This window comes from Micromonospora sp. C81, assembly GCF_018070425.1.
Taxonomy (GTDB): domain Bacteria; phylum Actinomycetota; class Actinomycetes; order Mycobacteriales; family Micromonosporaceae; genus Micromonospora; species Micromonospora zamorensis.
Genome location: NZ_JAGPXS010000010.1, coordinates 211,833 through 235,155, shown reverse-complemented (window position 1 = coordinate 235,155; position 23,323 = coordinate 211,833). Strand labels below are relative to the sequence as shown.

General features: G+C 68.9%; 18 protein-coding genes. 2 read left to right on the top strand and 16 right to left on the bottom strand.

All coding sequences use genetic code 11. The features are described 5' to 3' along the window. Positions 1 to 47 precede the first annotated feature (47 nt). The 16 genes from chvE to KBX46_RS18700 all read right to left on the bottom strand — a co-directional run bounded on the left by chvE (position 48) and on the right by KBX46_RS18700 (position 21,329). Complete coding sequence (gene chvE, locus KBX46_RS18775; protein ID WP_141908591.1) at positions 48 to 1,190, bottom strand: multiple monosaccharide ABC transporter substrate-binding protein; 1,143 nt, start codon at positions 1,188 to 1,190, stop codon at positions 48 to 50. A gap of 308 nt (positions 1,191 to 1,498) precedes the next feature. Further along, on the bottom strand, positions 1,499 to 3,145 hold the full coding sequence (locus tag KBX46_RS18770) for a ricin-type beta-trefoil lectin domain protein (RefSeq protein ID WP_210793449.1): 1,647 nt from the start codon (positions 3,143 to 3,145) through the stop codon (positions 1,499 to 1,501). A gap of 208 nt (positions 3,146 to 3,353) precedes the next feature. Then, positions 3,354 to 4,340 (bottom strand): LacI family DNA-binding transcriptional regulator, encoded by a 987-nt coding sequence (locus KBX46_RS18765; RefSeq protein WP_172861988.1) that lies wholly within the window; start codon positions 4,338 to 4,340, stop codon positions 3,354 to 3,356. 416 nt (positions 4,341 to 4,756) lie between these two features. Next, positions 4,757 to 6,859, bottom strand: a complete 2,103-nt coding sequence (locus KBX46_RS18760; protein WP_210793448.1) for a family 43 glycosylhydrolase — start codon at positions 6,857 to 6,859, stop codon at positions 4,757 to 4,759. Between the two features lie 337 nt (positions 6,860 to 7,196). Then, the gene (araA, locus tag KBX46_RS18755; protein ID WP_099851814.1) at positions 7,197 to 8,699 is read right to left on the bottom strand and encodes an L-arabinose isomerase; all 1,503 of its coding nucleotides are present in this window, start codon (positions 8,697 to 8,699) and stop codon (positions 7,197 to 7,199) included. Between the two features lie 26 nt (positions 8,700 to 8,725). Next, positions 8,726 to 9,715: a galactofuranose ABC transporter, permease protein YjfF gene (yjfF, locus tag KBX46_RS18750; protein WP_088947120.1), complete on the bottom strand. Its 990-nt coding sequence runs from the start codon at positions 9,713 to 9,715 to the stop codon at positions 8,726 to 8,728. After that, entirely contained in the window at positions 9,712 to 10,782 is a 1,071-nt protein-coding gene (locus KBX46_RS18745; RefSeq protein ID WP_210793447.1) for an ABC transporter permease, read from the bottom strand. The genes yjfF and KBX46_RS18745 overlap by 4 nt, the downstream gene beginning before the upstream one ends. Continuing rightward, on the bottom strand, positions 10,779 to 12,320 hold the full coding sequence (locus tag KBX46_RS18740) for a sugar ABC transporter ATP-binding protein (protein WP_210793446.1): 1,542 nt from the start codon (positions 12,318 to 12,320) through the stop codon (positions 10,779 to 10,781). The genes KBX46_RS18745 and KBX46_RS18740 overlap by 4 nt, the downstream gene beginning before the upstream one ends. A gap of 186 nt (positions 12,321 to 12,506) precedes the next feature. After that, positions 12,507 to 13,511: an ABC transporter substrate-binding protein gene (locus KBX46_RS18735; RefSeq protein WP_370452996.1), complete on the bottom strand. Its 1,005-nt coding sequence runs from the start codon at positions 13,509 to 13,511 to the stop codon at positions 12,507 to 12,509. A 149-nt stretch (positions 13,512 to 13,660) separates the two neighbouring features. After that, positions 13,661 to 14,353 (bottom strand): L-ribulose-5-phosphate 4-epimerase, encoded by a 693-nt coding sequence (locus tag KBX46_RS18730; RefSeq protein ID WP_088947116.1) that lies wholly within the window; start codon positions 14,351 to 14,353, stop codon positions 13,661 to 13,663. Continuing rightward, entirely contained in the window at positions 14,350 to 16,032 is a 1,683-nt protein-coding gene (gene araB, locus KBX46_RS18725) for a ribulokinase (protein WP_179782957.1), read from the bottom strand. Before araB ends, KBX46_RS18730 begins: the two co-directional genes overlap by 4 nt. Positions 16,033 to 16,815: 783 nt before the next feature. Next, on the bottom strand, positions 16,816 to 17,604 hold the full coding sequence (locus tag KBX46_RS18720) for an ABC transporter permease (protein ID WP_210793445.1): 789 nt from the start codon (positions 17,602 to 17,604) through the stop codon (positions 16,816 to 16,818). Then, the gene (locus tag KBX46_RS18715; protein ID WP_210793444.1) at positions 17,601 to 18,578 is read right to left on the bottom strand and encodes an ATP-binding cassette domain-containing protein; all 978 of its coding nucleotides are present in this window, start codon (positions 18,576 to 18,578) and stop codon (positions 17,601 to 17,603) included. The genes KBX46_RS18720 and KBX46_RS18715 overlap by 4 nt, the downstream gene beginning before the upstream one ends. 32 nt (positions 18,579 to 18,610) lie before the next feature. Continuing rightward, the gene (locus KBX46_RS18710; protein WP_210793443.1) at positions 18,611 to 19,453 is read right to left on the bottom strand and encodes a DUF4097 family beta strand repeat-containing protein; all 843 of its coding nucleotides are present in this window, start codon (positions 19,451 to 19,453) and stop codon (positions 18,611 to 18,613) included. Between the two features lie 72 nt (positions 19,454 to 19,525). Continuing rightward, positions 19,526 to 20,050, bottom strand: a complete 525-nt coding sequence (locus KBX46_RS18705; RefSeq protein WP_088947112.1) for a hypothetical protein — start codon at positions 20,048 to 20,050, stop codon at positions 19,526 to 19,528. Between the two features lie 91 nt (positions 20,051 to 20,141). Next, the gene (locus KBX46_RS18700; protein ID WP_210793442.1) at positions 20,142 to 21,329 is read right to left on the bottom strand and encodes an aromatic acid exporter family protein; all 1,188 of its coding nucleotides are present in this window, start codon (positions 21,327 to 21,329) and stop codon (positions 20,142 to 20,144) included. 30 nt (positions 21,330 to 21,359) lie between these two features. Here KBX46_RS18700 and KBX46_RS18695 point away from each other — a divergent pair, with 30 nt between their 5' ends. Continuing rightward, positions 21,360 to 22,436, top strand: coding sequence for a sigma-70 family RNA polymerase sigma factor (locus KBX46_RS18695; RefSeq protein ID WP_210793464.1), 1,077 nt, complete (start codon positions 21,360 to 21,362; stop codon positions 22,434 to 22,436). A 33-nt stretch (positions 22,437 to 22,469) separates the two neighbouring features. Next, positions 22,470 to 23,318, top strand: a complete 849-nt coding sequence (locus tag KBX46_RS18690) for a nuclear transport factor 2 family protein (RefSeq protein ID WP_210793441.1) — start codon at positions 22,470 to 22,472, stop codon at positions 23,316 to 23,318. Positions 23,319 to 23,323: the final 5 nt, after the last annotated feature.

Below are 23,323 nucleotides of genomic sequence, written 5' to 3'. Positions count from 1 at the left end.
ATCGTGATGCAGGTGATGCCCTGCTCCTTGAGGGCCCGACGGGTGGCTTACTTCTTGGCCTGACCGGCGGCGACCTCTTCCGCCGTCCAGTAGCCGGAATCGATCAGGGTCGCCTTGATGTCGTCCTTGTAGACGGTCGCGATCGGCAGCAGGTACGCCGGGACGACCTTGACGCCGTTGTTGTACGTCTCCGAGTCGTTGGCCTGCGGCTGCTTCTTCTGCAGGAACGCCTCGGCGGCGTTGACGGCCTGGTCGGCCAGCAGGCGGGTGTCCTTGAAGACCGTGGAGCTCTGCACGCCGTCGTTGATCAGCTTGATCGAGGCGATCTCCGCGTCCTGGCCGGTCACCACCGGGAGCTTCTTCGCGCCGCTGCCGTAGCCGGCGTTCTGCAGGGCGGTGATGATGCCGCGGGAGATGCCGTCGTACGGCGACAGCACCCCGTCGACCTTCGAGCCGTCGTTGTAGCTGGAGGTGAGCAGGTTCTCCATCCGCTTCTGCGCGGTCTCCTGCTGCCACCGCAGGATGGCGACCTGCTCGGGGGTGGTCTGCTTGGACTTGACGACCAGCGTGCCGTTCTCGATGAACGGCTTCAGCGTGTCCATCGCTCCGCCGAAGAAGTACTGGGTGTTGTTGTCATCCAGCGACCCGGCGAAGAGCTCGACGTTCAGCGGCCCCTTGGCCGTGCCCTTCGAGCCGTCCTTGTTCAGCAGGCCGAGGCCGACGAGCAGTGCGGTGCCCTGGGCGACGCCAACCTTGTAGTTGTCGAAGCTGACGTAGAAGTCGACGTCCTTGCTGCCGCGGATCAGCCGGTCGTAGGAGATGACCGGGATCTTCGCGGACGCGGCGGCCTGCAACTGGCTGCTGAGCGCGGTGCCGTCGATCGCCGCGATGACCAGAACGTCCGCGCCGCGGGTGATCATCTGGTCGACCTGCTGCGACTGCGTGGGGATGTCGTCACCGGCGTACTGGAGGTCGACCTTGTAGCCCTTGGCCTCAAGCTTCGACTTCACCGCGTTGCCGTCGGCGATCCACCGCTCCGAGGTCTGGGTCGGCATGGACACGCCGATGGTCAGGTCGCTGGGCTTGTCACCCCCGCTGCTGCCGTTACTGCCCGCACCCTCGCCACTGCACGCCGCCAGGCTCAACGCCAGTGCCGCGCTGCCCAGAGCAACCAGGAATTTCCTGCCCACGGGCTTCTCCTCTCTGGACTCCCCGCGACTGCCGGGGCCAACTGTCATCTTTCGGGTAGTGTTAGCGCTCACAAAGTTCACGTCAACACCAGAGCCGAAATACCGGTGTCACGGTCTCGTAACGGAGCATCCAGGCGAGCGTAGTCATGCGGTCGGTCAGCGGGAAGTGGTTGACGCGACGACTCACCGTCATCGGCGCGACCCCGCACAGAGCGGTGCCCGCCGACGACGACTGTCGTCAGCGGGCACCGGCACTTCCGAGGATCAGGTGGGTTGCCCCGACCTGGTCGGTCGGCCGACCCGATCGGCTATCGCCGCGTCCACCGCTGGTTCGCCGCCCCGGTGCAGGTCCAGAGAAGCACCGTGGTGCCGTTGGCCGTGGCGTTGTTGTTGACGTCCAGGCAGAGCCCGGACTGGGCGCCGCTGATCGTCCCGTTGGCGTTGATCGCCCACCGCTGGTTGGCTCCCCCGTTGCAGTCCCAGATCTGCACCTTGGTGCCGGCAGTGGCGTTGAGGGGTGCGTCCAGGCACTTGCCGAGAGCCTGGAGGGTCTGCCCGTTGAGGGTCCAGTTCTGGTTGGCGGCGCCGTTGCAGTCCCAGATCACCGGCTGGGTGCCGTTGGTGGTGTTGCTCTGCGGAACGTCCAGGCAGCGGCCGGAGGCGGCGCTCGCGAACGCGCCCGACGTGGTCGGCGGCGGAGTGGTCGTCCCACCACCGCTGACCCGGAACACCACGGTGCCGTGCGCGGGGACGCTGGCACTGATCGTCCCGCTGCTGGAGCTGGTGCCACCCGTCCACGCGTCCACCAGCGTGAACGACGAGCCGGACTTGCCGACGGCCGCGGCTGTGGTCGAGATCGTCGTCGTCGAGCCGCCCTGGTTGAACAGGGCGACGGCGACGTCACCGTTGGCGAGGGGCTTGGCCAGCACCCGACGGGTGCCGTCGAAGGACACCTGCGTCCCCTGCAACCCGAGCGAGTCCTGGTTGATCGCGATCAGGTTGGCGTTCTTGAGGATGGTCTGCGTCGCGGAGTTCATGTTCCGCACGTCGTTCCCGGCGATCAGCGGAGACGCCATGATCGCCCACATCGCGAAGTGGCTGCGCATCTCCGTGTCGTTCATGCCACCCCGGCCGACCTCCATCATGTCCGGGTCGTTGAACCCACCCGGCCTCGCGTAGGACGCCAGCGGGACGGTCACGTTGATGATGTTCTGGATGCCCATCGGGTAGCCGTTGCTCTGACCGGTGTCCCACGCGTTGGTGATGTCCTCGGTGGTTCGCCACATGTTCGCCACGTCGCCCCAGTTGCGCTGCGGGCCGGTCTTGGCGTGGATGCTGTTCGGGTTGATGCTGTAGACGATCGGTCGGCCGGTCGCGGCCAGCGCGTCACGCATCTTGGCGAAGGTGGTCACCTGGTCGTTGATGCTGCCCTCCGGCGAGCACCAGTCGTACTTGAGGAAGTCGACGCCCCAGGCGGCGAACTGGCGCGCGTCCTGCACCTCGTGGCCCCGGCTGCCGGTCGCGCCGGGGTAGGCGCCGAAGTACTGCGCGCAGGTCTTGTCGACCGGCACCTGATACAGGCCGAACTTCAGGTTCCGGGCGTGCAGGTAGTCGCCGAGCGCCTTCATCCCGCTGGGGAACCGGCTGGGGTCGCCCTGGATGTTGCCGGAGCTGTCCCGGTTGGGGTTGAACCAGCAGTCGTCGACCACGACGTAGTTGTAGCCGAGGTCCCGCATACCGCTGCTGACGATCGCATCGGCCGTCTGCCGGATCAGCGCCTCGTTGATGTTGCAGCCGAACGAGTTCCACGAATTCCAACCCATGGGGGGAGTACGCGCCACCCCGTTGTCCAGTGCCTGCGCTGCGGGGGCGCGCAGGCCGACCAGAGCGCCGGCGAGCAGCACTCCGGCCGCCAGTACGCTCCCCCAGCGACGACCTCGGGTTATGCGGTTCATCGAGCCTCCTTGTCGGTGGCGCCCGCCCCTGACTACGATCTTGGGTCGCTGGGCCTATTGCTGGACGCCAATATTGTTAGCGTTAACAGAGACGCCCATCATGTTACGGCGACATTTCATGAGGTTCAATACCTTGCCCTCGGTGCATTGCCGAGCATCGATAGGAGTGCTCTGCGGCAATCCAACCGCGTCCGTCGACGGACGAGCGTCAGCGACGCGGTGGCGCGACGCTCTCGCGGGAGACCAGTGTCGGGGCTACGGTCTGCCGTAGTGCCCCGCCGGTGCCCGACTCGATCTGGCTCAGCAGCATCTGCAGGCTCGCCCGCGCCACCGCGTCGAAGTCCGGGCGAACGGTGGTCAGCGGTGGAATGAAGTACGCCGCCTCGGGCACGTCGTCGAAGCCGACGACGCTGATGTCGTCCGGCACCCGCTTGCCGAACTCGTGCAACGCCCGCAGCACGCCCAGCGCGAGATGGTCGTTGGCGGTGAAGACCGCGGTGACCTCCGGCATACGCGCCAACATCTGCCCACACCGGTAACCCGAGGCCGCGGACCAGTCCCCCGGCATCAGCGGTGGCGGAACCAGCCCGGCGGCCAGCAGAGCCTCCCGCCAGCCGTCGATCCGACCGACGCTGTCGAACCAGTCGGACGGGCCCGAGACGTGCCAGACGGTGCGGTGCCCCGCGTCGAGCAGATGTTGCGTCGCCGCCCGGGCACCCGCCACCTGGTCGACAGTCACCAGTGGCACCGGTCGGCTCGGGTCACCGTCGACCGTGACCAGCGGGACATCCTTCGGCAGGCGTTCCAGCGCCTCACCGGCCGACTCGACCGGCGCGATGACCACGATGCCGGCGACGCGGTGCGACAGGTGCCGCTCGACGGCCGCCGAGATGGACCGGTGGTCCAGGTTGCGGACGCTGCCGACGCTGACCGCGAAGCCCTCTTCGGCGGCCGTCTGCTCCAACGCCGCCAGCAGTGACGCGGGACCGTAGAGCGTCGTGTTCTGTGCGACCACGCCGATGACCTGCGATCGACCGGTCACCAGCGCGCGTGCCGCGCCGTTCGGACGGTAGCCGAGTTCGGCGATCGCCGCGCGAACCCGGAGCCGGGTCTGCTCACGGACGTTGGGGTGCCCGTTGAGCACCCGCGACACCGTCTGATGGGAGACACCGGCGAGACGAGCAACGTCCGTCATCGCGGGACCGTGGACGGCCATTTCGCTCCCCCCGCTGCATCTCCGGCCCGCAGCCCGTCGACGTCGACTGGAGCGGCCCGGCCCGATCCCCCTCGCTCAGTCACCACGCCGGTGCTGAATCCCAGGTGACCAGCGCTGGATCGCCGACAGTCTACGCCAGCCACCGCCCCGAACACGGGACGGCGGTAGGGGGTCCGCGCAACGCGCCAGAGCCGCGCAACGCATCCCCCACCTGGAGTACGCGGCAAGGCGGCGTACTCCGTCGTTGCCAGACGCCACGCCGGCCTGCCCTGCGCTCCCTGGACAGAGCGTGGAGCAGGCCGGCGACGGCATCACGCGGTGGCGCGGGCTCGACGGGCCGGCGGGCACGTGCGCGCCCACGCCACCGGATCAGACCGATCCTGTTGTGACTGGTGTCACGGCGTTGTCAGGTCGAATCGGCGCACGGTGACAGCGCCACCGAGCGCCTGGGTCGCGTGGTTGAAGATGGCGAACCGGTAGCCCATGAAGAACTGCCAGTTGTTCGCCAGGGTGAGCGCGTTGCCGAACGAGGTGAAGTTGACCCCGTCCGTGCTGTACGAGAAACGCGCCTGCCGGCCCGACCCGGGTCTGATGTCGGCGTTGGCCCGCAACCAGATTCGGCCACCCGAGACAGCGGTGCTCGCCACCTCGCTGCCGGTGCTGGTGGTGTTCCAACTGCCGTCCATCGTCAGGCCGTTCTGCATGACCAGACGTGTCGACCCGTTGTCCCGTCGGACCCCGATCCAGGCCGACGAGTTGCGCAGCACCGCCAGGCCGGTCCGGTCACCGTCGCGCATCGTGGAGTAGTCCAACTCGATCGTCGCGGTCGAGGTGGGGCCCTGGATGCGGTGGGTCAGCGTGTTGCGCGCCTTGTACAGGTCGCCGGTGACGGTGGCGGTCTGCAGGTTCAGCCCGTTGTTGACCGCCCACTTGCTGTTGTCCGGGTTGTGGTTCCACTCCCACTGCGGGCCGAGGGTGGTGCCGGCGAACGTGTCGGTGCCGGTCAGCGGTTTGACCGCACGCGGCGGCGCGGGCAGGTTCGGCTTCGGGTACGAGGTGCCCCAGGTGCCGTTGACCGTCTGCAGCACCGGCCAGCCGTCGCCGGTCCAGGTGATCGGGGCCATCGCCGGCATCCGACCACCGGGGTACGCGTCGACGAAGGACATGTAGTACCAGTCGCCGTTCTGGGTCTGCACCAGCCCACCCTGGTGCGGCACACCGCCACCGGAGATCGGGCCGGGCAGGTTGAGCAGCACCTGACGCTGCTCGTACGGGCCGAACGGGCCGTTGGTCGACTTCAGCACGTACTGGCCGTTGGCCGGGCGGGTGAGCCAGATGTAGTAGGCGCCGTTGCGCTTGTAGAACCGGGCGCCCTCCAGCGTGCCGATGCTCGACGGCGTGGTGTAGACCTGCTGGGCGCGAACCTGCGACTTCCCGTCCGCGGACAACTGCGCCACGCTGATGGTGCCGTTGCCGTACGCCACGTACATGGTGTCGTTGTCGTCGATCAGCATGCCGGCGTCGTAGTAGCAGTTCGGGATGGTGGTGTGCTTGCTCCACGCACCGTCGACGGCGGACGCGGTGTAGATGTGGGTCTGCGCGAAGTCGATGCACCCGGCCCAGTAGTACGTCCGGTTGCTCGGCCGGTAGTTCAACGTCGACGCCCAGATCCCGTCGACGTACGCGTTACCGCCGCTCATGTCGTACTTCGAGCCGAAGTCGAGTCGGGGCACCGAGTGACCGGCGAACTCCCAGTTCACCAGGTCGTACGAGCGCAGCACCGGCGCTCCCGGCGAGTAGTGCATGGTGGACGCCGACATGTAGTAGGCGTTGTCGACCCGGATGATGTCGACGTCGGCGAAGTCCTGCCAGACCACCGGGTTCGAGTACGTGCCGGACGGCGGTGGCGTCGTGGGGTCGGTCCCGCCGTCGACGCGGACGAGCTGCCACTGCTGGTTGGCGCCGCTCCAGTCGTCGTACTGCACGATGTTGCCGCCGTCGGCGGTCGAGGCGCCCTGCACCTCCATCGCCTTGTTGCTGTTGCGGTTGATCAACCGGACGTACCCGCCGTCCGAGTCTGCCAGCCGGAACTGCTGGTTGGTGCCGTTGTTGTCGGTCCACTGCACGACGCTGGCGCCGTTGGCGGTCGAGCGGCCGGAGACGTCCAGCACCTTGCCCGACAACCTCGACTTGAGTCGGTAGTAGCCGCCTCCGGAGTCGACGAACTGCCACTGCTGCTGGTTGCCGTTGTTGCGCGTCCACTGGGTGATCCGCGCGCCGTCGTTCGTCGCCAGGTTGTACACGTCCACGGCCTTGCCGCTGTTGCGGTTCACCAACACGTACCAGGCGCTGGTGTCGACGGTGGCCGCTGACGCCGGCGACGAGGCGACGGCTACGGCCGCGCCACCGACCACCAGTGTCATAGCGGCGACGGCGAGTCTCGACAGCCACCCGCGCCGACGTGGCGCACCTCGGGGAACCCGACCGATGGAAAGCATGATCCTCCTCTGCTGACGCGAACCGAGCGGTCTGGGTCGGCGTCCGCGGCACCGGGCGGGGCACCGAGTTGACCCGCGTCCGACCTTGTGATCGCTAACACCGCCAGCCCGACCGTCGCGGCGACGAGGTGCCGCAACCGAGGGGGTGCAACGCGCGCATGGCCGGACAGTCAAGACATCGACCATCTTGGCTATAGACTGTGAGCGATAACATGCTGTTAGTCAAGACGTAACACAGCCGACCCGCGTTCCTGCCAGGACCACGCGCGAACGGGTGGCCACCCCGGCCCGCAGGCAGGGATGGACCACCCGTTTCCGGACGCTCCGAGCGAATGGGTCAGAAGCCGCGCGCCAACCGGTAGTAGGCCTGGTTCCAGCGGATCTCGTCGGCGAAGCGGCGGGGCTGGGTGTCGGCGTCGATGACGACCAGTTCCGTGCGGCTCATCTCCGCCAGGTCGTGCAACTCCTCCACCCCCACCGCCTGCGACAGCACCGTGTGGTGCGGCGCGCCTGCGGTGATCCACGACTCCGCCGACACCGGCAGGTCCGGTCGCGGACGCCAGACCGCGCGGGCCACCGGCAGCCGGCGCAGCGGCTGCGGCGGAGTGACCACGTCGATCTCGTTGGCGACGAGCCGGAACCGCTCGCCCATGTCGGCGAGCCCGAGCACCACCGCCGGGCCGGGCGCGGCGTCGAAGACCAGCCGGACCGGGTCCTCCCGACCGCCGATGCTCAGGGGGTGGATCTCCACGTTGGGAACATCGGAGGCGATGGTCGGACAGACCTCCAGCATGTGGGCGCCGAGCACCAGCTCCTCGCCCGGGGTGAGGTCGTAGGTGTAGTCCTCCATGAACGACGTGCCGCCGTCCACGCCCACCGACATCGCCTTGAGCGTGTGCACCAGGACCGACGTCTTCCAGTCGCCCTCGCCACCGAAGCCGTAGCCGTCGGCCATGAGCCGCTGCACGGCGATGCCCGGCAGCTGACGCAGGCCCCCGAGGTCCTCGAAGTTCGTGGTGAAGGCCCGGAACCCGCCCGCGTCCAGGAACGTGCGCATGCCCAGCTCCAGGCGGGCCGCGTACCGCAACGAGTCGTGCCGATCGCCGCCGGGCAGCAGGTCGCCGCCGATGCGGTAGGTGTCCTGGTACTCCTTGACCAGGTCGTCCACCTGCGCGTCGGTGACCTGGCCGACCACCTCGACCAGGTCGTTGACGCCGTAGGTGTTGACCGAGACCCCGAACCGCAGCTCCGCCTCGACCTTGTCGCCCTCGGTCACCGCGACGTCGCGCATGTTGTCACCGAAGCGGGCCAGGCGCAGCGACCGCATCGCCGACCAGCCGAGCGCGGCACGTGCCCACGCCCCGACCCGGGCGGTGACCCGCGGGTCGCTGACGTGCCCGGCCACCGTCTTGCGGGCCACACCGAGACGGGTCTGGATGTACCCGAACTCCCGGTCGCCGTGGGCGGCCTGGTTCAGGTTCATGAAGTCCATGTCGATGTCGTTCCAGGGCAGCAGCACGTTGGCCTGGGTGTGCAGGTGCAGCAACGGCGTCTGCAACGCGTCCAGACCGGAGATCCACATCTTCGCCGGAGAGAAGGTGTGCATCCAGGCGATGACCCCGACGGCACCCTGGGCGGCGGCGTCCCGGCAGACCTGCAGGATCTCACTGCTGTTGGTCAGGACGGGCTTCCAGACCACGCGGGCGGGAATCTGCGGCGAGTCGTCGAGCGCGGCCGCGATCTGGCGGGACTGCTCGGCGACCTGCCGGAGCGTCTCCTCGCCGTACATGCCTTGGCTGCCGGTGAGGAACCAGATCTCGGGTTGGGTTTGTGGTGCCATGGGGTTGCCTTCCGCGAGAGGAACTGTCACTTGTAACGGATTCCGATGAGGCGCTGGAGGAGGATGAACGCGAAGAGCAGACCGCCGATCACGATCTTCGTCCACCAGGAGTTGAGGCTCCCATCGAAGGTGATGAGGGTCTGGATCACGCCCAGCACCAGGACGCCGAGCACCGTGCCGAACACGTAACCCGAGCCGCCGGTGAGCACCGTGCCTCCGATGACGACGGCGGCGATGACGTCCAGCTCCATCCCGACGGCGATCAACGGCGCGCCGGAGAGGGTGTAGAAGGACAGCAGGATCCCGCCGATCGCGGAGCACAGACCGCTGATGGTGTAGACGGCGATCCTGGTCCGCCCCACCGGCAGACCCATCAGCAGGGCCGACTGGGGGTTGCCGCCGATGGCGTACACGTTGCGTCCCAGCCGGGTGTAGGCCAGCACGTACGCGGCGACGGCGACCACGACGAAGGCGATCAGCACGCTGATCGAGACGAAGTTGCCCCGGGGATCACCGATCCGTTCCTGCGACATCCTGGTCCAGAACCCGTCCGTGATCGGGATGGACGAGCCGGAGATGAACGTGCACATCCCCCGGGCGAAGAACATCCCCGCGAGGGTGACGATGAACGGCTGGATGTCGAAGAAGTGGATGGCACAGCCCATCAGCAGGCCGAGCGTCGGCCCGATGAGCAGGGCGATGACGAGCACCAGCGCCGCCGGCAGGCCCTCCTGGAGCAGCCAGGCCGACACCATGGCCGTCATCGCCACGACGGACCCGACCGACAGGTCGATGCCGCCGGTGAGGATCACGAAGGTCATCCCGATCGCGACCACGAGCAGGAAACCGTTGTCGATGAAGACGTTGAAGATGACCTGCACGTTGGAGAACGCCTGGTACTGGGACACCCCGATGCCGTACATCACCAGCAGGAGGACGAGCGTGGCCAGGACCGGTATCTGCCGCCTCGGCAGCCGGAACCGGGCACGACCAGCGGTGAGCGATCCAGTGGTCATGCCGGTACCTGCTCCTTCGGCTTGTCGGCGATGGTGGTGGGCTTCGGCGCGCTGCGCCTGCGGCGGGCGAACCGGGCCCGGAAGGCCGGCGCCTGGATGAGGCAGACGGCGATGACGACGACCGCTTTGAACAGCAGCGAGGTCTGCGGTGAGATGTTCATGGCGTACACCGTGGTGGTCAGCGTCTGGATGATCAGCGCGCCGATGATCGTGCCGCTGAGGAAGAACCGGCCACCGGCGAGGGACGTACCGCCGATGACGACCGCGAGGATGGCGTCCAGCTCCACCCAGAGGCCCACCGCGTTGCCGTCGGCACTGGAGACGTTGGCCGTCATCATGAAACCGGCGATCGCGGCACAGACGGCGCTGAGCACGTACGCGAGGAAGATGACCCGGCCGGAGCGGATGCCTGCCAACCGGCTCGCCTCGGCGTTGCCACCCACCGACTCGACGATCATGCCGAGTGCGGTGCGCCGGGTGAACGCGGCGACGAGCAGTGCTGCGGCGAGGGCGATGAAGATGGCCAGCGGCAGGGTGAACAGGTGGCCCAGCCCGATCGCCCGGAACGGCTCGGAGTTGATGGTGATGATCTGCCCCTGGGTGATCAGCTGGGCGAGGCCCCGGCCGGCCACCATCAGGATCAGGGTGGCGATGATCGGTTGGATCCCGATCACGGCCACCAGCACGCCGTTCCAGGCGCCGAGCACGAGCGCGACGCCCAACGCCATCGCGAGGGCGGTCAGCACCACGACAAGGCTGTTCTGGTCGGACTGCTTGCTGATGTACATGCAGGCGATCGCGCCGCTGATCGCACACACCGACCCCACCGACAGGTCGATGCCGCCGGTCGAGATGACCAGGGTCATCCCCAGCGCGACGAGGATCAGTGGTGCGCTCAGCCGCAGGATGTCGATCGGCGAGCCGTACAGGTGCCCGTCCTTGAGCTCGATCGACAGGAACCCGGGCCGGTAGATCGTGTTCGCGGCGAGCATGACGACCAGCACGGCGACGGGCCAGAACAACCGGTGACCGGTCACCGCCCGGTAGCGGCCCATGGTGGCGTTCATCGGTCTGCCTCCTCCCGGTGGGACCCGCTGGCGATCGTCTGCATGATGCGGTCCGCGTCCAGGGTGTCGTCGTTGGCGAGCTGCGCGACCATCTGCCGGTCCCGCATCACGGCCACCTTGTGGCTGAGGCGCAGCACCTCCTCCAGCTCGGCGGAGATGAACAGCACCGCCATGCCGCCGTCGGACAACTGGGTCACGAGCTTCTGGATCTCGGTCTTCGCGCCGATGTCGATGCCCCGGGTCGGTTCGTCGAGGATCAACAGTCGCGGCTCGGTGATCAGCCACCGGGCCAGGAGCACCTTCTGCTGGTTGCCACCGGAGAGGTTGCGGACCGGCACCTCCGGGTCCGCCGGCCGGATGTTGAGTGCCTTGACGTACTTGTCGACCAGCTCGTCCTGCCGGCGACGCGGGATGGGCCGCAACCAGCCACGGGCGGCCTGCATGGCGAGGATCATGTTCTCGCGGACCGACAGGTCGGCGACGATGCCCTCCGCGCGACGGTTCTCCGAACAGAAGCCGATGCCATGGTCGATGGCCTGGGCGGGGGTGCGCAGGCTGCTCGCCGTGCCGTCCACCGCGACCTGACCGCCGTCGGTCCGGTCGGCGCCGAACAACAGCCGCGCCACCTCGGTACGCCCGGAGCCCAGCAGGCCGGCCAGGCCCACCACCTCGCCAGCGTGGATGGTGAGGCTGAACGGCTCGACCGCCCCCGCCCGGCCGAAGTTCGACACCGCCACCAGTGGGGTGCCCTCCTCCAGCGCGGCCAGGTCCCGGCGGGAGTGCTCCTCGATGCCTTCGAGGACGTCGAGTTCCTTGCCGATCATCTTCTCGACCAGGGAGAGCTGAGGCAGCTCGGTGGTCAGGTACTCGCCGACGAGCCCACCGTTGCGCAACACCGTGATGCGGTCGGCGATCTCGTAGACCTGGTCGAGGAAGTGGGTCACGAAGAGGATCGCGATGCCCTCGTCACGCAGGTGCCGCATGATGCGGAACAGCTGGGCCACCTCGCCGGCGTCCAGGCTGGACGTCGGCTCGTCCAGGATCAGCACCCGAGCCTTGATGTCGATCGCGCGGGCGATGGCGACCATCTGCTGGATAGCCAGGGAGTACGAGCCGAGCGGCGCACTGACGTCGAGGTCGAGGTCGAGGAGGGCAAGCAGCGCCCGGGCCCGGCGGCGAACTTCACCCCAGTGCACGGCGCCGAGTCGCCGGGGCTCGCGGCCGATGAAGATGTTCTCCGCAACCGAGAGATTGGTGCAGAGGTTCACCTCCTGGAAGACCGTGCTCACCCCGGCGGCGGTCGCCTGCATCGGCCCGCTGAAGGAGACCGGCTCGCCGTCGAGGGTGATGGTGCCCTCGTCGGTGTCGTAGACACCGGTCAGCACCTTGATGAGGGTCGACTTGCCGGCGCCGTTCTCGCCCATCAGGGCGTGCACCTCGCCGGGAAAGAGCCGGAAGTTGACGTCGTGGAGTGCGCGCACCCCGGGGAAGGACTTGCTGATCCCGGTCATCGTCAGGACCGGACGGCTATCCGTCATCCCATCAGACCTCTTCTGGGTTGTCGACACGGAAGGGCCGCCACCGCCCCGTGCGCCCGCCCGGTCGTCCCTGGGGATCGTCCGGGCGGGCGTGCTGCGGGATGGTCGCGGGCCATGCCCGGTCCGTTGCGGGTAGGGGGACGACGCGGCGGGGCCGCCACGCGAGCGCGGCGACCCCGGCGTCGGTCAGTACTTGCGGTTGGGCAGTGCTTCCTTGGCCTGCTCCTGGGTGAAGGTGGTCTCCTCGGTCTCGATCCGAGGCGCCACCTGCTCGCCAGCGTGCACCTTCTTGGCCAGGTCCATCAGCTGCGGGCCGAGCAGCGGGCTGCACTCCGCGATGAAGTTGAACTTCCCGTCGGCGAGAGCCTGCATGCCGTCCTTGACAGCGTCGACAGTGATGATGGTGATGTCCTTGCCGGGCACCTTGCCGGCAGCGGTGATCGCCTCGAGTGCGCCCAGGCCCATGTCGTCGTTGTGCGCGAACAACACGTCGATCTTCGGGTTGGCCTTGAGGAACTGCTCCATGACCTGCTTGCCGCCCGCGCGGGTGAAGTCACCCGGCTGGGAGGCGATGACCTTCAGGTTCGGGTTGGCGGCGATGGCCTCGGCGAAGCCCTTCTTGCGGTCGTTCGCCGGCGCCGCGCCGGTGTTGCCCTGCAACTCGACGATGTTCACCGGGCCCGAGGCGGTCTTCTTCTGCTCGACCAGCCACTCACCCGCGAGCCGGCCCTCCTTGACGAAGTCCGAGCCGAGGAAGGTCTTGTACAGGCTCTTGTCGGCCGAGTCCACCGAGCGGTCGGTCAGGATGACCGGGATGTCGGCGTCCTTGGCCTCCTTGAGCACGGTGTCCCACCCGGACTCCACCACCGGCGAGAAGGCGATCACGTCGACCTTCTGCTGGATGTAGTTGCGGATCGCCTTGATCTGGTTTTCCTGCTTCTGCTGAGCGTCGTCGAACTTCAGCTCGATCCCGGCCGCAGCGGCGGCATCCTTGATCGAGGTGGTGTTCGCGGTACGCCAGCCGCTCTCCGCACCGACCTGGGAGAAGCCCATCGTGATCTTGCCGTCGTCCTTGGAACCGCCGCCGCCGGTGTCGCTGTTGCCGCAGGCCGCCACGCCGCCGACGAGCAGCACGCTGGCGAGGACCGCGGCAGCGCGCCACGGAGCGGACTGCGTTCGCATCTTTCTCATCGGATCTCCTTGGCTCATGTGGTGGGAAACCGCGCCAACCGCCGAGGTGCGAAAGAGCGGCGTACGCGGGTGGTGCGTACTGGTGCGTGCTGGTGCGTCGGTGGTGCATCGGTGGTGCAGACCAGCGGGCTTCGACCTGGCCGAAATGGTCAGGAACCCGCGGGTGCGACTGGTTGTTGACCGTAGACGTTCTGGTAACGGTCATAAAGAGCATCGATGTCTGCCTGCGCCATCGGCACGGGCTGCCCCAGTGCGCGGGCCAGATGCGCGGTACGGGCCACGTCCTCGCACATGACCGCGGCCTTGACCGCGGCGCGGGCGTCGCGCCCGATGGTGAAGACGCCGTGGTTCTGCATCAGCACCGCAGGCGAGCGGTGACCGGCCAGCGTGGCGACGATGCCCTTGCCGATGTCGTCACCGCCGATCAGAGCGAACGGGCCGATCGGGATCTCCCCGCCGAACTCGTCGGCCTGGGCGGTGAGGTGGCACGGGATCGCCTCGCCGCAGGCGGCCCACGCGGTGGCGTACGAGCTGTGCGTGTGCACGACCCCACCGACCTCGGGCATGGCCCGGTAGACGTAGGCGTGCGCGGCGGTGTCACTGGACGGGGCGAAGTCGCCCTCGACGAGAGCGCCGTCGAGGTCACACACCACCATGTTGTCCGCGGTGAGGTCGTCGTAGCTGACGCCGCTCGGCTTGATCACCAGGAGGTCCTGGCCGGGAACCCGCGCGGAGACGTTGCCGGACGTCCAGGCGACCAGGCCGTACCGGGTCAGCTCGGAGTGCAGGCGTGCGACGGTCTCGCGCAGCTCACGGATCTGTCCGGTCACCTCAGTGCTCATGCGACCACCTCCAACGCGGCCTCGGGTGCGGCCGCAGCGGTTCCGGCTGCCGCGTTGCGGATAGCCCGCAGGCGCAGCATGACGTCGTTGCCGCCGCGACCGAAGTGGTCGTGCAGCGTCCGGTACTCGGCGTAGAGGGCGTCGTAGGCACGCGCCCGCTCGGGATCCGGTCGGTACACGGCCTCGTGCACCCGACCCATCGCCTGCGACGCCTCGTGGACCGAGGGGAACTCGCCGGCTGCCACGGCTGCGTGGATCGCCGATCCCAGCGCCGGCCCCTGCGTCGAGGCGATGATGTTCAGTGGCCGCTTGGTCACGTCGGCGTAGATCTGCATCAGCAGCGCGTTGTTGGTGAGGCCGCCGGCGATCACGAGGTCGTTCACCGCGACTCCGGCCTCGACGAACGCCTCGATGATCATCCGAGTGCCGTACGCGGTGGACTCCAGCAGCGCCCGGTAGATGTCCTGCGGCCGGGTGGCCAGGGTCATTCCGACGATCATCCCGCTGAGGTCGTGGTTGACCAGCAGTGAACGGTTGCCGTTCCACCAGTCCAGGGCGATCAGACCGTGCGCGCCGACCGGCTGGCTCGCGGCCAGCTCGGTGAGGCGTTCGTGCGAGTCGACGCCGGCCGGAGCCGCGTGCTCGACGAACCAGCCGAAGATGTCGCCGACACCGCTCTGCCCGGCCTCGTAACCCCACGCGCCGGGGCTGATGCCGCCGTCCACGACACCGCACATACCTGCCACCTCGGCGACCTGGGCGCCGTTGACCACGTGACAGGTCGAGGTGCCCATGATGGCGACGAGCCGGCCGGGCTCCACGGCCTGCGCGGACGCCGCGGTGACGTGCGCGTCGACGTTGCCGACGGCGACCGCGATCCCCTCCGGCAGGCCGGTCCAGGCGGCGGCCCGCGCGGTGAGCGAGCCGGCCCGGGCGCCCAGGGGCAGCAACGGACCGTCCAGCTTGGTCACGAAGTCGCCGAACCCGGGATTGAGCGCGGTCAGGAAGTCCTCACTGGGGTACTGACCGTCCTGAAGGATGCCCTTGTAACCGGCCGTGCAGACGTTGCGGGTCTCGGTGCCGCAGAGCTGCCAGACGATCCAGTCGGCCGCCTCGATGAAGCGCTCGGCGCGGTGGTAGACCTCGGGGTCCTCCTCCAGCATCTGGAGCCCCTTGGCGTACTGCCACTCGGCGGAGATCTTGCCGCCGTACCGGCCGATCCACGGCTCGGCCCGCTCGTGGGCCAGCGCGTTGATCCGGTCGGCGTGCGTCTGCGCCGCGTGGTGCTTCCACAGCTTGACCCAGGCGTGCGGCCGGTCGCGCAGCTCGGGATCCTCGCAGAGCGGGATGCCGTCGGCGGTCGTCGGCAGCACCGTGCAGGCGGTGAAGTCGATGCCGATGCCGACGATCGCGGCCGGATCCACCCCTGCGGCGGACACCGCCGCCGGGACGGCGTACCGCAACACGTCGCGGTAGTCCTCCGGGTTCTGCAGGGCCCAGTCCGGGGGAAGCGGTCGACCTCCCGGAAGCGCCGTGCTGATCACTGCGTCGCCGTACTCGTGCACCGCGGTCCCCAACTCGGCACCATCACCGACACGGACCACCAGAGCGCGCCCGGACAGGGTGCCGTAGTCGACACCGACGACATAGCGGTCGCCTGCTCCGTCCACACGGTTCATGTTCACCTCCACCGTTAACGGGGATAGTGTTAACGCTCACATCCAGCCTCGTCAAGACATCTACCCGCAACAGCTCCGTAACGGAACGCCGAAGGAGGGCCGACTCGGGAGGGTCGATAACGGACCGGCGCAAAAGGCGCGAATCCGGTGCCGGGCCTTTCCTCTGCACTCCGGGTGGGGTTGCCGCGCGGACCGGCCGCCGCCCGGATGCCTCTCGGCGGGCCGGACGGCAAGGTCCCACCCTCCGCCACCACGAGACGGCCGTCCGACGGCGACCGCGTGCCGCTCGCCGATGATGTTGGCGATAACATCATCGAGGCTTCGCGATCTCTTGATCGGATCTATGGAACCGGAGCCGACGGTCGCGCGGGCTCATCGGCGAGCGCCCCGGCGGGCGACCGGCGCATCTCATGATCGGACACCCGGCGGGTGTTATCGATAACATTCGACGTTTCGGTGGTGGCTGCGTCGGTCGCGTGCCCTCGGGTCGGACGGACGGCTCACGATCGGCCTCCCGCGCGCGGCGCCGTGGCGCGACGCTGGCAGTGGCGTGGCCACGTCGTGCGACCTGGTAGATCCACTCGCGTTCATTGAAATCGGGGGGTCCGAGGCACGGCGACAGGCCGAATTCATGAAACCCGAGTCGGTCAAGCCTTCGCGACGCCGCCAGCCCTGCACCACCTCGACCCCGTCCCGCGCGACGTGGCCAGGCGCCGGCGCCCCCCAGGGGGCCGCGCCGCCGGCTGTCCGTCGCGATGGCGGGGACACGAGCGCCGGTCAGGATCAGGTCGCTCGACTGCGGTTGTAGAGGGTCTTGGCCCAGAGGAAGGAGAGCGCGCTGATGACGACGCACCAGATCACCGCGATGATCCCGTTGGCACCGATCCCGGTGCCGAGGAGCAGGCCGCGGAGGGTTTCCATGACGGGCGTGAAGGGCTGGTAGTCGGCGAACCATCGAACCACGGTGGGCATGGAGTCGGTGGGGACGAACCCGCTGCCGAGGAACGGCAGGAGGATCAGTGGCATGGGCAGGTTGCTGGCCGTCTCGACACTGTCGCTGACCAGGCCGAGGGCGACCGACAGCCAGGCCAGCGCAAAGGTGATCATGGAGAGGACGCCGATGGCGGCGAGCCACTCGACCGGGTTGGCCGTGGGCCGGAACCCGACGAGCAGCGCCACACCGGTGACGGCCGCGAGGCTGAGCAGGGTCTGGACCAGGCTGCCCAGGACGTGTCCGGTGAGGACCGACGGTCGGAAGATCGCCATCGTTCGGAACCGGGCGATGATGCCCTCGGTCATGTCCATCGCGACCGAGATGGCGGTGCCCTGCGCCGCGCTGGCCACGGTGATGAGCAGGATGCCCGGCGTGACGTAGTTGGCGTACTGGGAACGGTCGCCGGTCGGCCCGAGGCCGGCGCCGAGCGTGCCACCGAAGACGTAGACGAAGAGCAGCAGGGTGATGACCGGGACGCCGACGAGCAGCAGGGTCATCGACGGGTAGCGCCGCATGTGCAGGAGGTTGCGCCGCAGCATCGTGCTCGAGTCACGGACGGCGAGGGAGAGGGTGCTCATCGCGCTGGAGCCCTTTCGTGGTCGGGGCGGCCGGCGCGGGTGTCCGGCTGGCCGGTGAGGGTGAGGAAGACGTCGTCGAGATCGGGGGTGTGCACGGAGAGCCCGGCCACGGTGATGGAGGCGCGATCGAGCTGGTCGAGCAGGGACCGCAGCGTGCCGACCCCGCCGTCACTCGGCACCTGGAGGGTGAGCGCGGCGTCGTCGCGGGTGGCGGCGGCGAACGCTTGGGCCGCCGAGTCGAGCCCTTCCTGATCGGCGAACTGCAACACGACGTGGCCGCCCGGGATGAGCCGCTTGAGTTCGCGCGGCGTGCCCTCGGCGATCAGCCGGCCGTGGTCGAGGAAGGCGACGCGGTCGGCGAGATGGTCGGCCTCCTCCAGGTACTGCGTGGTGAGCAGGATGGTGACGCCCTCGGCGACGAGGTTGCGGATGATCTGCCACATGGCCCGGCGGCTGCGCGGGTCGAGGCCGGTGGTCGGCTCGTCGAGGAAGATGACGCGGGGCTCACCGACCAGGGTCATCGCGAGGTCGAGCCGTCGGCGCATGCCGCCGGAGTACGTCGACACCGGCTTGCCCGCCGCCTCCACCAGGTCGAACTGGTCGAGCAGGTCGGCGATCCGTCGCCGGCCGGCCGCCTTGTCCAGGTGACACAGGTCGGCCATCAGGCTCAGGTTCTCTCGCCCGGTGAGCAGGTTGTCGACGGCGGAGAACTGGCCGGTGACGCCGATCAGTTCTCTTACGGCGTTGGGCTCTCGGGCCAGGTCGTGGCCGAAGACGCGGGCGTTGCCGCCGTCAGCGTTGATCAGCGTGGAGAGGATCTGCACGGTAGTGGTCTTGCCGGCACCGTTGGGGCCGAGCAACGCGAAGATCGTTCCCTCGGTGATCATGAGGTCGATGCCGTCCAGCACGACCTTGTCACCGTAGGACTTCCGCAGGTCGGTGGCGACGATTGCGGGTTTCGTGGAGCTGGTCATGGTCTCCTCTTTGCGGTCTGTGTGGCAGCGGATCAGGCGCGGCGGATCATGATGTCGCCGTAGGCGGTGTTCGCCCGGACCTCGACCGTCTCGTCGGTCTGCGCCGGGCTGTCGGCGGTTTCCAGGGCGTTGTGTACGCGGCCGTGCTTGGAGCTGACGTCGAGCCAGGCGGCGGTCCCCCGACGGATGCCGACCTCGATGGCCCCGTACGAGGTGTTCAGGTCGATCGATCCCCGTGCGACCTCGCCCAGCCGGAGGTTGCCGTAGGCGGTGCGTGCCGTCACCGAGGCCGTCGACGTGTCGAGGGTGATGTCGCCGTAGGCGGTGTTGACCCGCACGTCGCCGCCGCTGCGGCCGATCCAGCAGTCGCCGGAGGAGTTCTTGATCTCGACGGTGCCGTCGACCGCACCGATGCGCACCTTGCCGGACGAGGCCTTCACCCGGGCGTCACCGGCGACGCGCTCCACGGCGACCTCACCGTGGCTGCTGTCGATGTCCAACGGGCCGGTCTCGTCGAGCCGGATCCCACTTCCGGTCTTGATCCGGCACTCGCCGAGCCGGCCCTCGCAGCGGAATGCCGCCCACGAGGACTCTGCGTGCACCCGCGACCCGGTCGGCAACTCGATCAGGACGTCGACCGACGGGCCGGGGCCGAAGCCGTAGCGGCGCCAACTCTTCGACACCCTGATCAGCAGCTTTCCGGCGGCGTACTCGACGGTGCACTGTTCGGCGGTGCTCACGTCGGCCCTGCTCGACGGGTCGCGGGGCCGCACCGTCACCACCGTGTCGGTGCGGTCGGTCGCGCTGATCCAGACATCCCCGACGGGCAACTCGATCTGGACGGAGATGGGCTCTGGCGTTTCGAAAACAGGCATGGTGGTCTCCCGAAAGGTGGTCGGTGAATGTCGCCGCTGGTCAGCGGCACGAAAACAAAGGGGTACGGGGGGTCAGCGGGCCCAGCCGGTGAAGTGCTGCCCGGAGCGCGGCTCCACCCGCCGGGGTGGACGACGTTCGGTGTCGCCCGCCCCGATGGCACCGGCGACAGCTCGCACCAGCCAGGCGTTGACCGACAGCCCGGCTCGCCCGGCGGCCTCCTCGACGCTGGCCTTCAGGTGGTCGGGGAGCCGGAGGTTGATCCGTGAGGTGCCGCCGTCGTCGCCGTCCGGTGGGAGCACCGGCGCAGGGGGTGCCTGCGGCCCGGTGGCCTCGCTCGGCTCGTCGAGCGGCGGGGTGGCCGGGGTGACCACGAAGTCAGGCTCGCGCCCACGCAGCCGGACGTGCACCGAGCCCGGTGCCAGCTCGCGGGTGATCTCGTCGGCTGCGTCAGACAGTGCCTCCAGCAGGGTGAGTCGGGTAGCGGCCTCCAGTTGGGCGAAGAGCCGCTCGGCCAGCGCGCGGCCGTCCGCGTCGACGCCCTCCGCAGCCACGGCGAACTCGTCACGCAGGTTCTCGACGTATGACCTCAGCTCCATGGCACCATCATGGCACCACTTTGGCTCAACATGCAACACCCATGGCTCAAGGTGATGCCATTGGCTCCGTCACGGTCCGGCCGGCAGGCGCTCAGAGGCCACCGAACGAGCGCCTGACCAGGCGATTCGCGTCTTCCTGGCTCAGTCCTATGGCCACGAGGAGGTCGCTGACCGTCGTACGAACCTGCGCCACCACCACCGCACCGGAGAAGCCGACGCCCTCCCGGTAGGCGTGACCGGCCGTCTCGACCGCCAACAGTGCCTGCTTGCACGCCCGGTCCGGCTCGTCACCCGCGGCGAACTCCCGCTTGAGCAACCGGACGGCCTCGGCGAGATCGGCGACCGCCCTCGGCAGCGGCTCCGGGACCGGTTCGCGGTCCTCGATCAGAGTCACGGAGCGACGGATCAACGTTCCGCTGTTGCGCATCGTCCGGTCGATCGGCTCCGCCGCCTGCGCGTAGCGGCCCACCGGCCCGCGTCGCTGGTGCCAGTGCACCGGTGACAGGGTGCTGGCCTCCCGGGCGCCCTGGGTCGCCTCGACGAACGCCTTCAGCGGGCCCTTGTTCTGCCGCAGCTCGCTGCGGGCGGTACGCGCGCGGGCGGCATCACGCTCGGCCAGCGCGTCGGCGGTGGCGTCGAGCTGGGCGGCCAGGAGATCCAATGCCGGGCGCGCGGCCCGGTTGAGCACCCGCAGCGGGTTCAGCGGCAGCAGCACGGCGGTGACCAGCAGCGCCACCCCTCCCCCGACGAGCGCGTCCACGAACCGGGGAACCTCCAGATCGCGGATCGACGGGCTGAGCGTGGCGATGAGCACCGCCGTCGCCCCGGCCTGGATCACCACCGCGGCACTGCCCGCGAGGAACAACGCGACCATGATCGCCAGGACGACGATCAGGGAGAGCTGCCACCAGCCAGTGCCGATCACCAGGAGCAGCAGATCGCCGATCAGCACCCCGACGGTGACGCCGAGGATCAGCTCGACGGTACGACGCAGCCGTTGACCGACGGACGCGGCGAGGGTCGAGACGGCGGAGATCGGCGCGAACACCGGCTGCGACACGTGCAGCAGCTCGTGCGCCACGAACCAGGACAGCGCCGCGGCCAGCCCGGCCTGCAGGGCGAGGCCCCCGACGGCGCGTACCCGACGGAACCGCTCCCGCACCGTGTCCAGCGCACGGTCCCACAGCCGGGCCACGGTGTTCGCCAGGCCGCCGTGGGCGATGTCCCCGGCACGTGCCGGAACGCCAGCGTCTGCTCCGCGCCGACCGGCAGCGACCATGGCCGCACCTACCCCGCCCTGGTCGGATCAATCCCCTCCCCCGCCGATCGATCGGCGCCAGCGAGCAGGCGCGCGACGGCCGAGCCGACGGTAGGCTCCACGACCGTGACGTTCGCTCGGCTGATCGACGAGCACCGCGACGAGCTGACCGCCCACTGCTACCGGATGCTCGGTTCCTTCCACGACGCCGAGGACGCGGTGCAGGAGACGCTGACGCGGGCCTGGCAGAACCAGCACCGCTACGAGGATCGCGGCACTCTGCGAGCCTGGCTGTACAGGATCGCCACCAACCGGTGCCTGAGCATGATCGAGGGTCGGGGTCGCCGCCGGGAGCTGCCGACCGACCTGACCCCGGGCGCCGCCGCGGTGGCCGAAACGGCCTGGCTCGGGCCGTACCCGGACCGACGCTCCCTGCCTCCGGAACAGCGGGACCCGGCGCAGCGGGTGATCGACAGCGAGCACCTGGAGCTCGCCTTCGTCGCGTCGCTGCAACACCTGCCCGGCCGACAGCGGGCCGTGCTGCTGCTGCGGGAGGTGCTCGGCTACCCCGCCGCCGAGGTGGCCGACCTGCTCGGCACCTCCACCCCGGCGGTCAACAGCGCCCTGCAACGCGCCCGACGGGTCGTGGACGCGCTGCGCCCGACCGAGAGCCAGCAGGCGGAGCTGAGCAGCCTCGGCGACGACACCGTGCGCGAACTGGCACGGCGGTACGTGACCGCGTGGGAGCGCGGCGACGTCGAGGCCATCCTGGCGATGCTCACCGACGACGCCCGGTACTCGATGCCGCCGCTGCCTCGGTGGTACGAGGGCCGCGACGCCATCCGCCAGTTCCTGCTGGACGGCCCGTTGGCGGTGCGGTGGCGGTTCGTCCCGACGTACGCGAACGGGCAACTCGCCTTCGGGACGTACCTCTGGAACCCGGAAGCGTCGGTCTTCACGGCGGCGGCGCTGGACGTCGTCGCGCTGCGCGGCGACCGGATCGCCGAGGTGGTGTCGTTCCTGACCCCGGAGACACTGCCCATGTGCGGTCTGCCGACCCACCTGGACCAGGCTGAGCAGATCCGGTCGGCACACGGCGATGAGTTTGTCGCTCCGCGCAGGTTGTAGAGGTGAGAGCAACCCGACGCACGAGGGAGCACCATGGTCGACGACGAGACACAGATCCGGGAACTGATCGAGCGGTGGGCGCAGGCTGTCCATGCCGGTGACCTGCCCGGCGTCCTCGCCTGCCACTCCGCGGACATCGTCATGTACGACGTACCCCCGCCGCATGAGGGGGTCCGGGGCATCGAGGCGTACGAGCGGACCTGGCCCGACTTCTTCCGGTGGCAGGCGTCGGGGGCCGTCTTCGAGCTGACCAGCCTCGACATCACCGCGGGCGACACCGTCGCCTACGCCAACGCGCTGCTGCGCTGCGGCACCCCCGAGGACCTCGCCAGGCGGCCCGAGCTCCTGCTGCGCCTGACTCTCGGGCTGCGCAAGGAGAACGGCTCGTGGGTCGTGGCGCACGAGCACCACTCGTTCGCCGACGACCGCGGCGCCGACGACCGCGAGACCTCCGAGCGGGAGGTGCGGTCACTGCACGAGCGCTGGTACGAGGCCACCGAGGCGAAGGATCTCGACGGGATCATGGAGCCCGTCGCCGCGACCGTCGTGTCGTACGAGCACGAACTGCCGCTGGAGTACGTCGGCCACGACGAGGTTCGCGAGGTCTGCGCCAACGGTCTCGACGTCAGCACCGGCACCGTCACCTGGATCGTTCCGGACCTGGCGGTCATCGTCCGCGACGACCTGGCCGTGTCGTGGGGCCTCAACCGGATGACCGCGCAGCAGCCGGACGGCACCACGATCGTGAGCTGGTCGCGGGGCACCCGCGTCTTCCAGCGGGCCGGTCGGGGCTGGGAGATGATCCACCAGCACGTGTCGTTCCCCTTCGACCCGGACACCGGGCAGGCGAGGACGGACCTGACACCCGACCGGGAGCGCTGAGCCTC